Consider the following 16,798-nt stretch of genomic DNA (forward strand, 5'->3'; position numbering starts at 1 on the left):
CTAAAGGCAGTCCGAGACAATTTCGGTCGGCGCGTCCGCCGCGATCGTCGGCGTCACTTCGGCGATGATCGTGGCGGCGGCGGGCCCCGGCGTGCGTACCGAGACGGTCACCGTCACGCTTTCACCGGGCGCGAGGTCGGCGCCGAACGACAGCACCTGCCGATCGTCGTGAAATCCGCCGCCGAACCCCTTGTCGATCGACAAGTCCGCTTCGGTCAGCTCGTAGCCCTGCGGAAGATAGAGGTACGTGACGGTGCGGGACACTCCCGCCGGTATGCCGAAAGCGCCGCCCCCGGTGATGTATTCGGGCAGCGACGTCGCGGCATCCGCCGGCGCGGTGTTGGTGAGGGTGAGGGTGAGGCTCGCCTCCCCGGTGGCCCGACCCTCGTCATCGAGCGCGCACGTGCTCCACGCCAGTTGCGTGTCAGCACGCATGTAGTAATCCATCTTCGAGCCGGTGCCGTCGTTGAGGTACACCCCGAACCGTCCCGCCTCGGCGTCGGTCGCGGGCAGACCCCCGGCGAGGGTGGTGCCGGCGAGCACTTCCTGCTCGCCCTCGATGGCGCTCCACAGCAGCAGGCGGCGCTCCTGGCCGGCGCGGGCGAGCGAGGCGACCATCGCGGCGGGGTCCGCCGCGCCGCCGGCGAGCCGGTCGAACACCGCGGCCGCCGCGGCGGCGAAGAACGCGTCCTGGTCTCGGGGGCGCTCATAGCGCTGGTACACCTCGTTGAGCAGCAGCTGCACGGCGTTGTCGGCGGTGAGCTCATCGCCGGTAGGCAGCGTCACGGGGCCGGTGGCTTCCAGCAAGTACGACAGCGCGACGGGATCCATCGCGATGACGCCGTCGACCTGCTGACCGGTCTCGCGCAGCCACATCTCGCGGGCCAGCGCGGCCGAGACGGCGAAGTCGGGCACCTGGGTGACGTTCTGCATCCACCGCCCGGGGCGCGGGCCGTAGAGCGAGAGCAGCTCGTCGGACAGTGGCAGCACGGCGTCGTCGTAGCGGGGGAACGCGGCACCCGAATTCTGCGCGCTCAGCTGCAGCGTGCCGTCCGCGGTGTGGACGACCGCCATCGCGCCGACGATGCCCCCGAGCGAGCGCCACTCGGCGTTGTTCTGGAACACGATGAGGTAGTCGCGCTCGCCGTCGGCGCCGAGCATGCCCGGCAACAGCGTGCTCGCGCGGGCGAGCGCGTCGGTGGCGGTGGCTCCGGTGCGCAGCAGGTCGGACACCTGGGCGACTGCGTCCCGCACCGGTGCGAGCAGGGGCGCCCGATCGATGGCGGCGACGGATGCCGCGGCGGCGGCCACGTCGTCGGCTCCCGCCCGTGCCGGCTCGGCGATGGCCTGGAACACCGTCGTGTCGATGCGCCCGCTCGCCGGCCGCAGCGCGTCGATGGAGAATGACGAGGCGACCTCGGCGAGCGGGGGGAGGGCGGTTCCGGCGACCTCGTCGGCCGCCGCTGCGATGGTCGACACCGCGGCCAGCTGCGGCCCGATCCAGGGCAGGCCTTCGGCGGCACGCCACACCGGGTCGGAGGTGAGCCGGTGTGCGGCGGACGTCTCGCCGGAGAGGGCGTTGATGAGCCCCGCGGCTTGCGCCGGATCGCTGAGGCTGTCGATCGCCTCGCCCATGGTGGCCTGAGCGGTGCGTAGGTGCTGGTAGGCCGATGCCGCCCGCACGCCGATCCACGCGCCGGCCACGATGGCTGCCACCAGTAGGGCCCCCAGGACACTTGCGAACACGATTCCCGCGATGCGCACGGGTCGGGGGAGAACGGCAGCGGTCACGCGATCAGCCTACGGGGAGCGTCACGCGCTCCCAGCGGTCGCCGCCGCTGCGGTGCGCCTGGGCGCTGGCTGCGCGGGCGGCGGCGAGCAGTTCGTCGAGGTCGTAGCCGACGGTGTCGACGCTGGCCCAGCCGATGCTCGCCGAGACGCGTGTTGCAATCGGCCGCGCGGGGTCCGCGGTGGCCACCCTGTCCAGCAGCCGGGCCAGCAGTTGGCGCACCGCGCCCTCGGGGCGCGGCAGCAGCACGACGATCCCGCTGTCACCCTGCAACTCGATGTCGGCATCGGGCGGCAGCACCGAGGTGACATCGCGCGCGAAGCGGTCGGCGATGCGGGAGAAGTCCGCAGCGCTGAACGCCTCACGCAGGTCCTCCGGGTCGTCCAGCCGAATGTCCAGCAGGCACCACCACGGGTCGCCCGCCGCCTCAGCACGCCGCAGCCGGTCTTCGGCGACGGCGCGGAAGGGGGTCTTCGTCAGCGTGACGTGCGGGGTCGATGCGCCCTCGCGAGACAGCAGCAGCAGGGTGATCATGGCGGCCGTGCCGTAGACGATCGAGGCCATCGAGTTGAGGTCGCGGATGAGCGACAGAGCGTCGCCCGCACCGGCGCCGCCGGTGGGGAAGCCGCGCATGAGGCCGTCGGCGACACTCAGCACGCTGAAGATGATGAAACCGGCTGACGCCACCGCCAGCGGCAGGGTCTCATGCCGCATCCGCGCCCCGATGCGCACCAGTTCGGCGAGGGTGAGGGCGGCAAAGACGCCGGCGACGACGAAAGCCGCCCGGAAGATGATCGAGAACGCATCGAGCTCTGCGGTCAGCGGCAGCACGATCGTGCACGTGAGGGTGAACACCACGGCGATCCATGTGTAGGAGCGCGCGCCGCGTCGCACCCGCAGCCCCACCCAGATGAACACCGTCGCGCCGAGCATGGCGGCGGCGCACGCGGCACGCAGCGAGACGGAGCCCATGGCGTCCGCGGCGACCCACCCGTACGACGTGATCATCGCCAGCGTGAACGCGAACGTCCAGATGCCCGTCGCGCGGCTGGGCCGGTAGAAGAACGCCAGCCCGACCATCACCGCGGTGTTGACCGTCGACAGCGTCACGAGCACGACGCCCACACCGGAGTTGATCATGCTGGCGCTCCATCTTGCTCGTGCGCGGCAAGGTGCACCACAACGGTGGTGCCGCGCCCGAGCGCGCTCGTGAACGACAGTTGCCCGCCGTGCTGCTGCACGATCTCGCGGGTGATCACCATGCCCAGTCCGGTGCCCGGCATGCCGCTGTCGCGCGCGGTCTGGCCGCGGAAGTACGGCTCGAACACGCGGTCCACGTCCGTCGTGCTCATGCCGATGCCGGTGTCGGTCACCGCCAGGCGGACCTCGCCGTCGACGAGGCGGGCATCCACGCGGATCGTCCCACCCCGCGGGGTGTACTTCACGGCGTTGCCGATGATGTTGTCCACCGCCTGGCGCAGGCGAAAGGCATCGCCGGTGACGAACAGGTCGCGCTCGAGTGCGGCTTCCACGGTGAGCTGCTCGGTCTGTGCCGCAGGGCCGAACGCATCGACGGATGCCGCGACGACGCGGCCCAGGTCGACGACCCGTGCCGCCGGCGGGGCGGGCTTGTTCTTCTCCAGGACGGAGGCGATCAACCGTTGCATCCGCTGACCGGCGTTCTCGACCACCGCCAGCTTCTCCTGCACGTCGCGGGGCAGATCGTCACGGTCCAGCAGCAGATCGACGTGCCCGACGATGGAGGTGAGCGGATTGCGCAGTTCGTGGGACACGACGCTCGTGAGCGTCTTCTTCTCCTGCTCCGCGTTGACCGCCGCGGTCACGTCGCGAATGGTCAGCAGCGTGACCTCGGGCTCGTCCGAGGTGGATGCCACGACGCTGGTGGAGACGTCGAGCGCGTGCCACTGCCCGGACGTGTCGTACAGCCAGATGCGCTGATCGGCGAAGATCTCGCCTCGGGCCGCGCGGGCGATCATCGTGTCGTGCGGCGGCAGCGGCTCGCCGCGGTAGCCGTCGTATTCGACGGCGGCCGGCGGGTGGGCGTGGGAGGCGTCGCTGATCGAATAGAGGCGCTGATAGGCATCGTTCGCGCCTCGGACGATGCCACGCCCGTCGACGCGGGCCAGTGCGGTGTCGACGGAGTTGAACAGCACCAGAGCCCGCTTCTCCTGCGCCTCGACGCGGCGGAGGGTGCGTTCCAGCTGCGCGAACTGACGCTCGAGCAGACGACTGAAGGCGCGCGTGCGGCGGGAACCGATGGTGATGGTCACCCCGATGAACACCAGCGCCAGCAGCACCACCAGCAGCTGCACGGTCTGCTCGGAGGTGAGCGAGGTAAGGAGCATGTCGGTGACGAGGATCGCCGCGATCGCGCACAGCGCGGCGACCAGCCACGGCAGCGAGTAATAGGTCGAGACCCACGCGATCGGGAACACCCAGAGAATCGCGAGCAGACCGTCGCTGGCCGAGGCCATGAGCCCGATGGCCATGATGTCCAGGCCGGGGATCAGTGCGACGGTGCGGTGCGAGAACCGGTCCCACGGCACCACCAGGGTGAGCGCACTGACGAGCAGGAGCAGCAGCACGCCGAGGATGAACACCGGATGGGCGAACGTCTGCGGCGTGAGCAGCACGATGACCGCGGCGATCGCCGCGACGGCGACGGCGAGCACCAGTTGCCACTGCCAGATGGATCGGGTGCGGGGGTCGCTCCACCGAGTGGATACGCCGTCGTTGCGCGGCGGTACCTCGGGGGTCGGGGGGTCCGCCATGGGGTCAGTGTATCCAGATGGGCGACTACGGCTCGCTGTCTTCGGCGTCCTCATCCGGGTGCGGCGCGACCGCGCGATATCCGGCACCGCGCACCGTCTCGATGAACCGAGGTTGCAGCGCGCTATCGCCGAGCTTGCGACGCAGGTTGGTCATGTGCGCTTCGATTGCGCGCTCGTCGGCCTCGCTGACTTTGGAGGGATCGAGGTAGGTCTCGTCGTGCAGCGTGAGCACCAGGTCGGCTTTGCTGCGCACCCGGCGCCCTGACTCGAGAATCGTGGCGAGCAGCTCGAACTCGGTGCGCGTGAGCGCGATGTCGTTGCTGTCGACGACGACGGTGCGGGTGTCACGGTCCAGCAGCAGCCCGTCCAAGCGCACCGCATCCGACACGTGGGTGGTCGTGGAAGCCGCACTCGTGGCGGAGCCGTCGCTGCGCGGCGCATCAGGGTCGGAGACGCGAGGGCGGCGCAACAGGGCGAGCAGTCGCGCTCGCAGCTCCCGCGGGCGAAAGGGCTTGGTCACCACGTCGTCGGCACCGACGCCGAACCCCAGCACCGCATCGGCCTCATCGGTGAGCGCCGTGATCAGGACGACGTAGGCGTCACTGCCCTGCGCGCGGATGCGCCGGGTGACTTCGAACCCGTCGATGCCCGGCATGTCGACATCGATGGTGGTGATCACCGGATCGTAGGCGACCACCGCGGCGATGCCGTCGATGCCGTTCTCAGCGGCGGTGACGGTGAATCCCGCGCTGGTGAGGATCTCAATCAGCAAATGGCGAACGTCGGTGTCGTCTTCGATAACGACAGCCCTCGGCGATGCTGTGTGCGCCATGGTTCCCCCTGCACCCGCGAGAAACGGGATCCCCTCGTCCGTTCGCGGTGGATCTGATTGTGCCCAGATCGCGCGCTCAGCGCTAGGGGCAATCGCGACGGGAGAAGGCGGCCCCGGCAAGACCCCTCTAAAATCCGAGGCCGCCGAGATCAAATTAGGGCGCCGCAACAAGCGGCGTAAAACCATTGCATCCGGATGCGCATTTCTGGTACTTATGGGCGACCCATGCCGTAGTACTCCCACCCGGCGGCACGCCAGGCAGCAGCGTCGAGGCAGTTTCGGCCGTCGACGATGACGCGCCCGGACACGAGGGATGCCGCGTGCTCAGGGGACATCTGCCGGCGGTATTCGTCCCATTCCGTCACGACGATCACCGCGTCGGCTCCGCGCAAAGCCTCGTCGCGGTCGGCAACGTAATTCAGTTGCGGATGCCGCTCCCGTGCATTTTCGATCGCTTCGGGGTCGGTGATGGTGACCCACGCGCCCAGGCCATGCAGGCGCACGGCGACGTCGAGGGCGGGCGAGTCGCGGATGTCGTCGGAGTGCGGCTTGAATGCTGCGCCCAGCACCGTCACGTTCTTCTTGAACACCGATCCGCCCAGGGCGCTCACGACGAGGTCGACCGCCCGGTCACGGCGGCGCATGTTGATCGCGTCCACCTCTCGGAGGAACGCGATCGACTCGCCTCGACCGAGCTCTTCGGCACGGGCAGCGAACGCGCGGATGTCCTTCGGAAGGCACCCGCCGCCGAACCCGATGCCGGCGCCCAGGAACCGGCGACCGATGCGCGCATCGTGTCCGATCGCATCGGCCAGCGTGGTGACGTCGGCACCGGTGACCTCGGCGATCTCGGCCATCGCGTTGATGAACGAGATCTTCGTGGCCAGGAACGCGTTGGCGGCGACCTTGACCAGCTCGGCGGTGGCGTAGTCGGTGACGATGAAAGGCGTGCCCTTGGCAACGGACGGGTGGTAGACCTCCCGCAGGATGTCGGCGACGCGCTCGCCGTCTTCGCGCACCCCGACGACCATCCGGTCGGGATCGATGGTGTCCTTCACGGCGAAACCCTCCCGCAGGAACTCGGGATTCCACACCAGGGTCGCGCCGGTCGGTGTGACGCGCTCGGCGAGTGTGGCGGCCGTGCCCACCGGCACGGTCGACTTGCCAGCGACGACATCGCCTTCGGAAAGGTAGGGGATCAGCGCGTCGATGGCGGCGTTCACAAACGTGAGGTCCGCGGCCGATCCGTCTTTCTGCTGCGGCGTGCCGACGCCCACGAAGTGCACTTTCGCGCCCTGCGCCTCGGCCATATCGGTCGTGAACCGCAGCCGGCCGGACGCGATGCCCTCGGTCAGCAGCTCCGGCAGCCCCGGCTCGAAGAACGGTGCCTCGCCGCGCGAGAGGGACGCGATCTTGCTCTCGTCCACGTCGATGCCGACCACGTCGTGACCGATGGATGCCATGGCCGCCGCGTGAACCGCGCCGAGATAACCGCAACCGATGACAGACAGACGCATGGCATTCCTCAGGTCGAAGAAGTAGGGGCTTCGGATGCGGGTGCCGGCACCGGTGGGCGGCTATCGATTCCTTCCCTATTCCTAGCAGACCGCGGAGGCCATTGATTGATGCCTATAGGGGGCGTAGCGTCGCGTTCGGACGCTGGGGTCCATTGGGGTCCGCTCGTGCGGAGCGGTAAGGGCGTTGTGGGGGAACGATGCTCATGGGGATTTTGGCTTTCGTGGACAGGACGATGTGGGGCGTTGGCACTGTCCAGTGCGAGGAATGCGGGGCTTTAGTGCGTCCGCACCGCGCGATATGGCGCGGTGCGCATCCCTACTGCTCGGTCGCGCATGAACTGCAGGACAACGACGAGTTCGCCTGAGTATCGCCTATTCGCGAATAGCGTCCACGTTGTCGCGGTACCAGGCAACAGTGCGCTCGAGGCCCTCTTCGAGAGTGATCTTCGCGGTCCAGCCCGCTTCGGCGAGCTTGGAGACATCGAGCAGCTTCTGCGGCGTGCCGTCGGGCTTGGTGGTGTCCCACTCGGTGGCACCGGTGAATCCCACGACGGTGCCGATGGTCTCGGCGATCTCACGGATGGTCACATCCGTGCCCGTGCCCACGTTCACCTGCTCGGGACCGTCGTAGTGCTCCATCAGGTGCAGCACGGCGTCGGCCATGTCGTCGGAATGCAGGAACTCGCGGCGCGGTGTGCCGGTGCCCCAGTTCGTGACGGTCGGTGCGCCCGATGACGCCGCTTCGTCGTAGCGGCGGATGAGTGCTGGCAGCACGTGCGAGCCCTGGGGCGAGAAGTTGTCGTTGGGGCCATACAGATTGGTCGGCATGGCGGAGATCCAGGGGAGCCCGTACTGACGGCGTACGGCTTGCGTGTGCAGGATGCCGGCGATCTTCGCGATCGCATACGCGTCGTTAGTGGGCTCGAGGTGCCCCGTCAGAAGCGAGTCCTCGCGGATCGGCTGCTCCGCCAGTCTGGGGTAGATGCACGACGAGCCCAGAAAAGCGACGCGCTCGACATCGTTCGCCAATGCCGCATCCAGCACGTTCGTTTGGATGCGGAGGTTGTCGCTGAGAAAGTCGACCGGGTACGTGCTGTTGGCGAGGATTCCGCCGACCTTCGCCGCGGCCAACACGATGTACTTGGGCTTGATCTCGGTCATGTACTCGAACACCGCGTCGCGGTTTTTCAGGTCGAGTTCGGCCGACGACTTGCCGACGATGTTCCCGAATCCCGAAGCCGCGAGCTTACGGACGATCGCAGACCCGACGAGGCCACGGTGCCCTGCCACGTAGAACGTGGCGTCGCGATCGAGCTCGCCCGGCGTGTAATCGAGCCGGTCGCTCGCGGTCACGCTGCGGCCCACGAGGGGAGCTTGACGGTGTCGATCCAGTGCTGGCCCTCTTCGAGGGCCGTGATGTCGGCGTCGACCATGAGCTTGGCGAGCTCCTTGCCGTCGATGGTCGGGGTCCAACCCAGCTTGTCCGCCGCCTTTGACGGGTCGCCGATCAGGGCGTCGACCTCGGTGGGGCGCAGGTAGCGCTCGTCGAATTTGACGAACTCCATCCAGTCCAGTCCGACGTGGCCGAAGGACGTTTCGAGGAAGTCCTTAATGGTGTACCCGACGCCGGTGGCCAAGACGAAGTCTTCCGGTGTGTCGACCTGCAGCATGCGCCACATACCCTCGACGTACTCGGCGGCGTAACCCCAGTCGCGGATGGATTCCAGGTTGCCGAGATACAGGTCTTTCTGGGTGCCGGCCTTGATGCGGGCAACGGCGCGGGTGATCTTGCGGGTGACGAACGTCTCCCCTCGGCGAGGGGACTCGTGGTTGAACAGGATCCCGTTGACCGCGAACATTTCGTAGGCCTCGCGGTAGTTCTTGGTGATCCAATAGCTGTAGAGCTTCGCTGCGGCGTAGGGGGAACGCGGGTAGAACGGGGTGTCCTCGTCCTGCGGGGGAGGGGTCGCGCCGTAGAGTTCAGACGACGAGGCCTGGTAGAAGCGCGTGTGGATGCCGGAGAGGCGCACCGCCTCGAGCAGACGAATCGTGCCGGTTCCGGTGGTGTCGGCGGTGTGCTCCGGTTCGTCGAATGACACCCGCACGTGCGACTGTGCCGCGAGGTTGTATACCTCGTCGGGGTTGATCTGCGCCATCAACGTCACCAGGCGCGCGCCGTCGCTGAGATCGCCGTAGTGCAGGAAGAGCTTCGCTTCGGGATCGTGCGGGTCGACGTAAAGGTGATCGATGCGTGAGGTGTTGAAGGTGGAGGCGCGGCGGATGAGGCCGTGCACCTCGTACCCCTTTGACAACAACAACTCGGCGAGATAGGAGCCGTCCTGGCCGGTGATACCGGTGATAAGGGCGCGCTTGGTCATCGTGTCTCCGTGTTCATCGGGCGGGAGCTTGCCTCAGGGGTTTGTTTCGGGAAATGGTCGAGCGGTTCATCGCCGTCGATGAGGCCAGATAGCAGAGCGTCGAAAGCATCGATCGCGGTGGTCTCGTCTAGGACCGTATCGCGGAACCGGCGCCCGCTCGCACCGAGCTCGCTGGCGTGGGACCGGTCAGCGCACAGCGCCAACACGCCATCGAGTAGAGCTTGCGGGTCTCCGGCCGGCACTACCGCCCCGCCGCCCGAGTGACGGATCTCTTCGGCCGTGATCCCAGCCAAGTCGGTGGCAGCGAGCACTGGGCGCCCCGCGGCGAAGTACGAGGTCAGCTTGCTCGGTACAGCCATCTCGGCCACGCCGGGCTTTTCGTTGACTAGCAGCACATCCGCGGCTTGGAGGGCCGCCCCGAACTCACTCTCGGAAAGCGCTTCGAGGAACGTTACGGTGTCGACGTCCCTTGCCAACTCTTCAAGGTGCGCGCGCTCGGAACCGCCACCAAGAAAGACGAAGCGCACCCGGTGTCCGCCGACCTGCGCGAGCCGTCCAGCTTCCACCACATTGCCGAGTCCCTGCTTAACGCCCATGTTCCCCGCGTGCAGCACGATCACCTCGTCGGTGCCCCAGCGCAGTGCCACACGCGCAAGATCGCGATCGACCTCGGGGGCGCGGGACAGATGGGTCCAGTTACGGATCACTTCAATTCGGTCCATCGGCACCGCAAAGTCGTGGTGAACGCGTTTGGCGAACCGATCATGAATCACGATCACGCGGGTGGCGCGGCGCAACACCCAACCCTCAAGGGCCTGCATCGTGCGGAGGACAATGCCGCCGGACTGGCTTGTCTCGCTGAGGCCGAGGCTATAGAGGTCCTGCACCCACACCACGAACGGTGTCTTGGGATGGGTGATTAATGAGCGCAGGCGGCTTACTGCAGTGGAGATGAGCGCGGGAGACACGGCGACGATTACGGAAGGCCTTTCCCACCGTTGTCCCGCCTGCCTGAGTCCAAAGGTGAGCTCGGAAAGAGCGCGACGCATCCCAGATGGACGGGAAGGAACGTAGTGAAGGAGCCGGCTGACGTGCACACCGTCGATGTTCTCGCGCCGCACCCACTGCCCGTAACCTGTCTTTACAGCCCAGTCAGGATAATGGGGGTGCGCAGTCAATGCCCGCGTCTCGTAGCTGCGACTCGCGATCCCGCCCGCCATCGCACCGGTGTACGGAGAGATTCCCGTCCTTTCCGGGGGATAGTTGAGTCCGAGGATGAGAACTCGGCGTAACTGACTGGGCACATCACGAGGCTATCGTGGGTGGGATTTCCTCGGGTTACCGAAAGGCAGGACTTTTGGACAACGTGCCGGTCATCGACCTGTCAGAGGCACCCGGAGAGCGCGCCGCCTGGGGTCGACCAGCGTGGGTCGTCTACTTGTGGGCCATCTGTGAGTTGCTCTTCGTTACGAATCCGTGGCAGATCAGCTCGGGCCTTCGCGTGCGCGTTTTGCGGGCATTCGGCGCCCAGATCGGGGAGGGGGTCATATTTCGCCCTCGAACAAGGGTGAAGTTCCCCTGGAAATTGCATATCGGTGATCGTTCATGGATTGGCGAGGGCGTCTGGTTTCATAATCAGGACCACATCCATGTCGGCCACGACGTTGTGCTCTCGCAGGAGACGTTCCTCACGACAGGCAGCCACGCGCATCGGCGCGACATGGCGCTCATCACTCGACCGATCCACATTGATGCAGGCGTCTGGATCACGTCGCGTTGCATCGTGCTCGGGGGAACCCGAATTGGGCGGTCCGCCCTGGCCCAGCCGATGACTGTCATAGCCGGGGTCGTTCCTGCTAACACAATCATTGCCGGAGATCGGGCCGAGGCTGTTGGGGTGCGGTTCGCTGTCGCAGAGGCGGAGAAATGAGAATCGCCCAGGTTGTGACCTACATCTCCCCCGACGGCGCCTTCGGGGGGCCGAGCCGTGTCGCGTTGGGACAGGCGGCAGCGCTCGCTGAGCGGGGCCATGACGTCACGGTGTTCGCAGCCTCGCCGCTCGATGTGGTGGAGCGCCGCTCGCAGGACGGCTACATCCTCAGCAAGTTTCCCGGACGAAAGGTCGTTCCTGGCGACGGGTTCGCCCTTATGCGTGCCCCACGACTGAATAAGGCGTTTCGGACTCAGCTGTCCAGCTTCGACGTCGTGCACGTGCATCTTGCACGCGACTTGGTGACTATGCCAGTCGCCGTCGCTGCCCGGATGGCCGGCGTTCCGTACGTCGTTCAGACGCACGGAATGATCGATGCATCGGGTCGCTGGCTTGCCCGAGCGCTCGACCGGTTCGCCACCAAGCCGGTCCTTCGAGGTGCGAGGGCGGCGCTGGTGCTAACCGATCAAGAAGAACTTGACCTTCGAGGCGTCGAACCCTCAGTTAAGATAGTCAGGATCTCGAACGGCATTCGCGTCGGCCAGGTGGCTCCGTACGAGGGGCGGAAGAACCGTGTTCTGTTCCTCGCGCGACTGCAGGAGCGAAAGCGGCCCGTGGCCTTCGTAGAGATGGCGACGCTGCTTCATGAGTCCTTCCCTGAAACGGAGTTTGTCTTGGTGGGGCCTGACGAAGGCGAAGCCGCGGCGACGCAAACGGCGATCGAACGATCGGGGCATTCGGGCAAGATTCGCTGGGTCGGCCCGGCCTCGCCAGACGAGACGAGCGACTGGATCGCCTCCGCGCGCGTATATGTTCTCCCGTCCTTCGGCGAGGTATTCCCCATGACGATCTTGGAGGCGCTCAGTGTGGGGACACCGGTCGTGGCGACCGACTCATTGGGCATCGCGGGGGCGTGCGGGGCCCACGGGGCGGCTCTCATTACCGACGGAACCGCGCGGGAACTCGCTGGAGCGGTCGCCCGGATCCTGACAGATTCCCGGCTCGCGAGTGAACTACGCGCGGGCGGGTCGCGCTATCTCCGAAAGGATCTAGATATCTCGAACGTAGCGGCACATCTCGAGGACCTGTATGCCGCGCACGCGGGGGCGTCGTCGTGAAACAAGTGTGGGTGGTGCAACCCTACGTTCCGGACTACAGGGTGCCCTTCTTTGAGTTGCTGATTGACGCCCTGCGGACAGACGACATAGCGTTGCGCGTCGTGTGCTCCGAGCCAACAGGATCGCAAGCCGCGCGCGGGGACGCCGCTCGACCGCCCTGGGTGACAACGCGTCCGGCGCGAACTCTAAGGTTGGGACGTCGATCGATCGTTCTCACCTACACGCGCAAGGTTTGGGCCAAGGCCGATGCGGTGATTGTGCCACTCATGGGTAGTTCACTTGACGCTAATGTCGCGGTCTTCCTTCAGCGGCGGCGTAAAGTCGGCGTCTGGGGTCATATCGCTCCTTACACCGCACCACCGAACCCGGTGGATGCCTTCATCGAGCGCCAACTCATTCGCGGATCTGACGAGGTGTTTGCGTATACTCCCAGCGGGGCCGCATACGCCATTGATCATGGTGCCGATCCCGCGGCAGTCACAACAGTAATGAACAGCATCGACACAAGGTCCTTGGCCTCTGCGCTCGACCGGGTCTCAACAGCGGACATCGAGGCGTTTCGTACTCGCCTCCAACTGAATTCCCGAACGGTGGCTGCGTACATCGGCGGCCTGGACGAGAGTAAGCGCATCGACCTCCTTGAGTCCGCCCTCGACGACTTGTGGGAAATCGATCCAGGAATATGTGTCGTTATTGGCGGCACTGGGGATGCGGCCTCGCGTCTGAGCCGGGCAGAGGCGCGCGGCCAAGTGCGGCTGCTCGGCCGCGTCGACGTGGAGCAAAAGGCGCTCCTGCTCCGCTCGGCCAGTGTCATCGTCAATCCAGGGCGAGTCGGCCTCATCGCTGTGGACGCGCTGGTTTCGGGTCGTCCGCTCGTCACCGCAGATTGGCCATACCACGCCCCCGAAATCGAGTACTTGAATGAGGGCGATTCGGTGTTCAGGGTCCCCGGCAACCCCAGTGCGCTCGCTCGCGTGATAGCTGACGTCTCGAGCCAAGAAACCTTTGACGGTGCGGCTGGGACAAGGTGGGACTACCCGTCCCTTGAGGCGATGGTCGAGCACTTTGCGGATGGGGTGCGGCGCATGTTGCAGAGCGACTCCGCCCCAATCGCATCATCGGGCCCTCGGATTGGGGCATAAGTTGGGCCCCCGTGACCAGCACAGCATCATTGTTGTCTCGGTATATTTCGGCCCGCTCCCGCCATATTTCTCGATGCATCTCGAATCTCTTGCGCGGAACGCGTCGGTTGACTGGTTGCTAATCACAGACCAAGAAATTGGCTTCGCGCCCGCCAATGTCCGAATTGTGACGATCCACTGGGAAGGGTTCCGGGAGTTGGTGCAAGCGCGGCTTGGTGCTGGCATCATATTGGGGCGCCCCTACAAGATCTGTGACCTCCGTCCCTCTTTTGGAGAACTCTTTGCGGAGTATGTGGAGGGCTACGATTTCTGGGGCCATTGCGACCTCGATGTTATCTTCGGTGATGTGAGGAAATTTCTCACGCCCGACGTGCTTTCCATGCACGATAAGGTGCTTATTCGAGGCAATTTCTCGCTCTATCGAAACTCTCCCGCAATCAATTCTCTATACCGGTCGCGCCCTGACATTGCGTCGTTCGAAGTCGTGATGAGTGATCCTGCTGCCCGACGATTTGATGAGTGGCTCGGTATTCATCCGATCATTCGAGCCGAGAACGTCAGCCTGTGGAACGACGACGTGATCTTCGACCTCAACGCCGACGCATTCTCGACCCGGGCCAACAGTTCCCCCCGGAGAGGCAGATACGCGTACATCTGGATGGATGGAAAGGTATTCGAGTGCGACCGTCGCTCTCTCGTGCCGATTCGAGAAGGGCTGCTGATCCACTTTCAGCGACGGAGCTTGAATGTCAGGCCCTCCCCCGAGGGAGGCGACTATGTGGTGGGTGATGCGGAGATCGTCGACGCCCGGACGTATCTGGAGGAGGTCGGGACGCCTCGCGCCCGCTTCCGTCGGTTGCACGGGTCCGCGCGTTTTCGGTACCGGTGGTTCCGAACGAGAGCGCGCAATGCGCGCAACAGGCTCGTGGCGGCGCTACGAGCATACAAACGAGATTCCAAGTCCACTTGATGCGCTCCATCTCAGGGCAGTTCTTCTGGGTTTCCGGAGGGCGCTTCATGGGCGCCTTACTTCAGGCCGTCACCCTTGCCCTCTTTGCGCGTGTGGCTACCCCCGCTTTGTTCGGCGTGGTGGCCTCGCTAACTGGCATCTTCTTGCTCATGCACGCGCTGACAGACCTCGGCGTGACCTCTCACATGACCGCGGTGCGCGCATCGGACCCCGCGTCAGGGGTCGTGTCCGCAGCGCTGCGTTTCAACCTGTGGTCCTCCATCGTGATGGCCGCCGTGCTCACGGTGCTCGCCGTCGCGTGGTCTGCGGTCTCGGGCGTGGAAGCTGGAGCGCTCGTCGGGCTGGCAGTGGCGACGAGTATCGATAGGTATGCGGATCTCCGGGCAACGCTCGCGCTCGCCGATGGAAACGCCAAGATATTCGTCGGAAATATGAACCTCCGCAGGTTAGTCACTCTTGCAGCGTTCCTGGCTAGCATCGCCGTGGGCGCGCCAGCCCTGGCCGGGTTGGCGATCGCAACAGTGATCGGCTCCCTAGCCGCCGGCTTGAGTGCGTTTGCTCTGACAAGAGCGGTAGAACTTGGATCAGATCCCGTCCCGCTCGGCGCGCTGATCAGGGGGAGTTGGCCCTACTGGTTGAATACCGTCGGCACTCAGATTCGCAACCTGGATGTTGCTGTGGTCACGGCGGCGGGCGGGCCGCTCGCGTCAGGGTTCTACGCGGCCGCCAGCCGATTGACGTCTCCGTTCCGGATCATCCCGACCGCAATGGCGACCGTTCTGCTCCCGGCGGTCTCGCGTTTGAGGGCGCAAGGCCGGGGACTGGCCCCCGCAGCGAAGCCCGCAGCTCTGGTCGTCTTCACCACGTCAGCGGTGTACGCATTTGGGGTGCTTATTGCGCCGTGGGTGGTCACTCTTGTTCTCGGCGCCGCGTATGCGGGGGCAGTAGTGCCGGTCCAGATCGTAATGGCCAGCATGCCGTTCGCGGCTGTCGCATCCGTCCTCGGTTCCATCCTGCAGGGGGTGGGGCAGACCCGCATCGTCGGATCTGCAGCGATCGCAATGTCGTCTGTTTGCCTCGTGATGGCCTTTGTAGGGGCTTCATTGAGTGGTGCAGCGGGAGCCGCCATGGGCTTGGGATTCTCGTACCTCGTTCAGGCCGGTATCTTGTCCTACGGGATGATCCGATGGCGTCGTCGAGAGAAGAGGGGGCGGTCTTGAAGACACGCCGAAAGCTGATCACCTTCGCTAGTGCGGTCGCTCAGTACGACAACCTCGGGGACCTGGAGATTCGGAGAGCCGCGCTCCAGTGGGCGCGCGAATGGAGCGATGAGATTCACCTTCTCGTCGGGGACGCCCCCCCAGATTTCGTGGGTGCGCTCGGGCCCGCGACGGCCTTCGTTCGCACGTACCGTTCGCGGCGGGCATTCGGTTTCGCCGTGTTGCGGGGAACGGTCCGGGGGCAAGTGTGCCTGCTGCTCTCTCCCGGGCCAGTGGTGGCGGCAACGACGATTAGAGCCGCGCTTGTGGATGTAGCGAATCTCCTGCAGACTCTCCTGGTTCGCACTACTTCCGGTCACGTGCTCGCGATTGGTCGCTCCTACCGGGGGGGTAAGAGCCGGGCTGGTACACGGCTTATGGCAGTTGCCGCGCGAGTACACACCGCCGGCTACGTCAGGGACGCCGAGTCGAGTGCGTTCGTGACCGCTTCGCACGGGATTGTGCCCGACATCGCGGTCGCAGCGGCTGGGTGCGTTACGGCTGCGCGCCCGCTAGCAGCGTTCTCGTTCAGGTTTGACCGGATCCCGTCTAACGCGTTCATGACAAGCATGCTCGACTGGTGCCGCACGAACGAGCTTGAGCCGGTCCTGGTGACTCAAGTTGCCCGTGACGGCGAACAGCATGAGCGCCTCGCGGAAGCGCACCAGATCGCGCATTCTGCGTGGACGGACGCTCCCTATGAGGGTCAGTTGCGGCGAGTGAGGATGGTCTACTCGAGCAGCCGGTTCGTATTCACGGATCGGTTGCACGCCGCCATAATAGGCGCCAATGAGGGCGCGTTTCCAATCGTCCGGTCCGACGCGGGTGACAAGGTCACAGGTGCGCTGCAGGTCTGGGCGCCGCTGGTGGTGGTGCCGGCAGGAGGGGAATCGCTCGACATGCTCCCTGCCCGGCACCAGTTTGAGGCGGCGACGAAGCAAATCAGGTCGGCTGTGGCTCAGGCAGCGTCTCAGGTTGCTGCTCAGTTACAAGACATTCGCCGAATGGTGGAGTGTGGTCGATCCGCCACGACTGACGCTCCGCACCGAGAAACCGAGCACAGATAATGGG

At 65.6% G+C, this 16,798-nt stretch carries 14 protein-coding genes; 6 read left to right on the top strand and 8 right to left on the bottom strand.

From position 1 onward, the window contains the following. The 8 genes from QNO11_RS02280 to QNO11_RS02315 all read right to left on the bottom strand — a co-directional run bounded on the left by QNO11_RS02280 (position 1) and on the right by QNO11_RS02315 (position 10,612). A complete protein-coding gene (locus QNO11_RS02280) occupies positions 1-1,791 on the bottom strand; it encodes a DUF4012 domain-containing protein (RefSeq protein WP_257509106.1) in 1,791 nt (596 codons plus the stop codon). A 4-nt stretch (positions 1,792-1,795) separates the two neighbouring features. Continuing rightward, positions 1,796-2,929: a nucleotidyl cyclase domain-containing protein gene (locus tag QNO11_RS02285; RefSeq protein ID WP_257509107.1), complete on the bottom strand. Its 1,134-nt coding sequence runs from the start codon at positions 2,927-2,929 to the stop codon at positions 1,796-1,798. Beyond that, complete coding sequence (locus QNO11_RS02290) at positions 2,926-4,581, bottom strand: sensor histidine kinase (RefSeq protein WP_257509108.1); 1,656 nt, start codon at positions 4,579-4,581, stop codon at positions 2,926-2,928. Before QNO11_RS02290 ends, QNO11_RS02285 begins: the two co-directional genes overlap by 4 nt. Before the next feature lie 25 nt (positions 4,582-4,606). Then, a complete protein-coding gene (locus tag QNO11_RS02295; RefSeq protein ID WP_257509109.1) occupies positions 4,607-5,413 on the bottom strand; it encodes a response regulator transcription factor in 807 nt (268 codons plus the stop codon). A 212-nt stretch (positions 5,414-5,625) separates the two neighbouring features. Next, positions 5,626-6,930, bottom strand: coding sequence for a UDP-glucose dehydrogenase family protein (locus QNO11_RS02300; protein ID WP_257509110.1), 1,305 nt, complete (start codon positions 6,928-6,930; stop codon positions 5,626-5,628). A 372-nt stretch (positions 6,931-7,302) separates the two neighbouring features. Continuing rightward, complete coding sequence (locus QNO11_RS02305) at positions 7,303-8,295, bottom strand: GDP-L-fucose synthase family protein (RefSeq protein WP_285169643.1); 993 nt, start codon at positions 8,293-8,295, stop codon at positions 7,303-7,305. Continuing rightward, complete coding sequence (gene gmd, locus QNO11_RS02310) at positions 8,280-9,308, bottom strand: GDP-mannose 4,6-dehydratase (protein WP_257509111.1); 1,029 nt, start codon at positions 9,306-9,308, stop codon at positions 8,280-8,282. The genes QNO11_RS02305 and gmd overlap by 16 nt, the downstream gene beginning before the upstream one ends. After that, positions 9,305-10,612, bottom strand: coding sequence for a glycosyltransferase (locus QNO11_RS02315; protein WP_257509112.1), 1,308 nt, complete (start codon positions 10,610-10,612; stop codon positions 9,305-9,307). The genes gmd and QNO11_RS02315 overlap by 4 nt, the downstream gene beginning before the upstream one ends. Before the next feature lie 53 nt (positions 10,613-10,665). Between QNO11_RS02315 and QNO11_RS02320 the strand changes: the two genes are divergently transcribed. From QNO11_RS02320 to QNO11_RS02345, 6 genes are all read left to right on the top strand, one after another. Next, positions 10,666-11,238, top strand: a complete 573-nt coding sequence (locus QNO11_RS02320; RefSeq protein ID WP_257509113.1) for an LbetaH domain-containing protein — start codon at positions 10,666-10,668, stop codon at positions 11,236-11,238. Continuing rightward, positions 11,235-12,356, top strand: coding sequence for a glycosyltransferase (locus QNO11_RS02325; protein ID WP_257509114.1), 1,122 nt, complete (start codon positions 11,235-11,237; stop codon positions 12,354-12,356). Before QNO11_RS02320 ends, QNO11_RS02325 begins: the two co-directional genes overlap by 4 nt. Positions 12,357-12,367: 11 nt before the next feature. Further along, entirely contained in the window at positions 12,368-13,498 is a 1,131-nt protein-coding gene (locus QNO11_RS02330; RefSeq protein WP_257509115.1) for a glycosyltransferase, read from the top strand. Continuing rightward, complete coding sequence (locus QNO11_RS02335) at positions 13,428-14,468, top strand: DUF6625 family protein (RefSeq protein WP_306817317.1); 1,041 nt, start codon at positions 13,428-13,430, stop codon at positions 14,466-14,468. Before QNO11_RS02330 ends, QNO11_RS02335 begins: the two co-directional genes overlap by 71 nt. After that, positions 14,468-15,688, top strand: a complete 1,221-nt coding sequence (locus QNO11_RS02340; protein ID WP_257509117.1) for an oligosaccharide flippase family protein — start codon at positions 14,468-14,470, stop codon at positions 15,686-15,688. Before QNO11_RS02335 ends, QNO11_RS02340 begins: the two co-directional genes overlap by 1 nt. A 479-nt stretch (positions 15,689-16,167) precedes the next feature. After that, positions 16,168-16,794 carry a hypothetical protein gene (locus QNO11_RS02345; protein ID WP_257509118.1) on the top strand — a complete coding sequence of 209 codons (627 nt, stop codon included), beginning with the start codon at positions 16,168-16,170 and terminating at the stop codon, positions 16,792-16,794. Positions 16,795-16,798 lie beyond the last annotated feature (4 nt).

Source organism: Microbacterium sp. zg-B96, assembly GCF_030246865.1.
Lineage (GTDB): Bacteria > Actinomycetota > Actinomycetes > Actinomycetales > Microbacteriaceae > Microbacterium.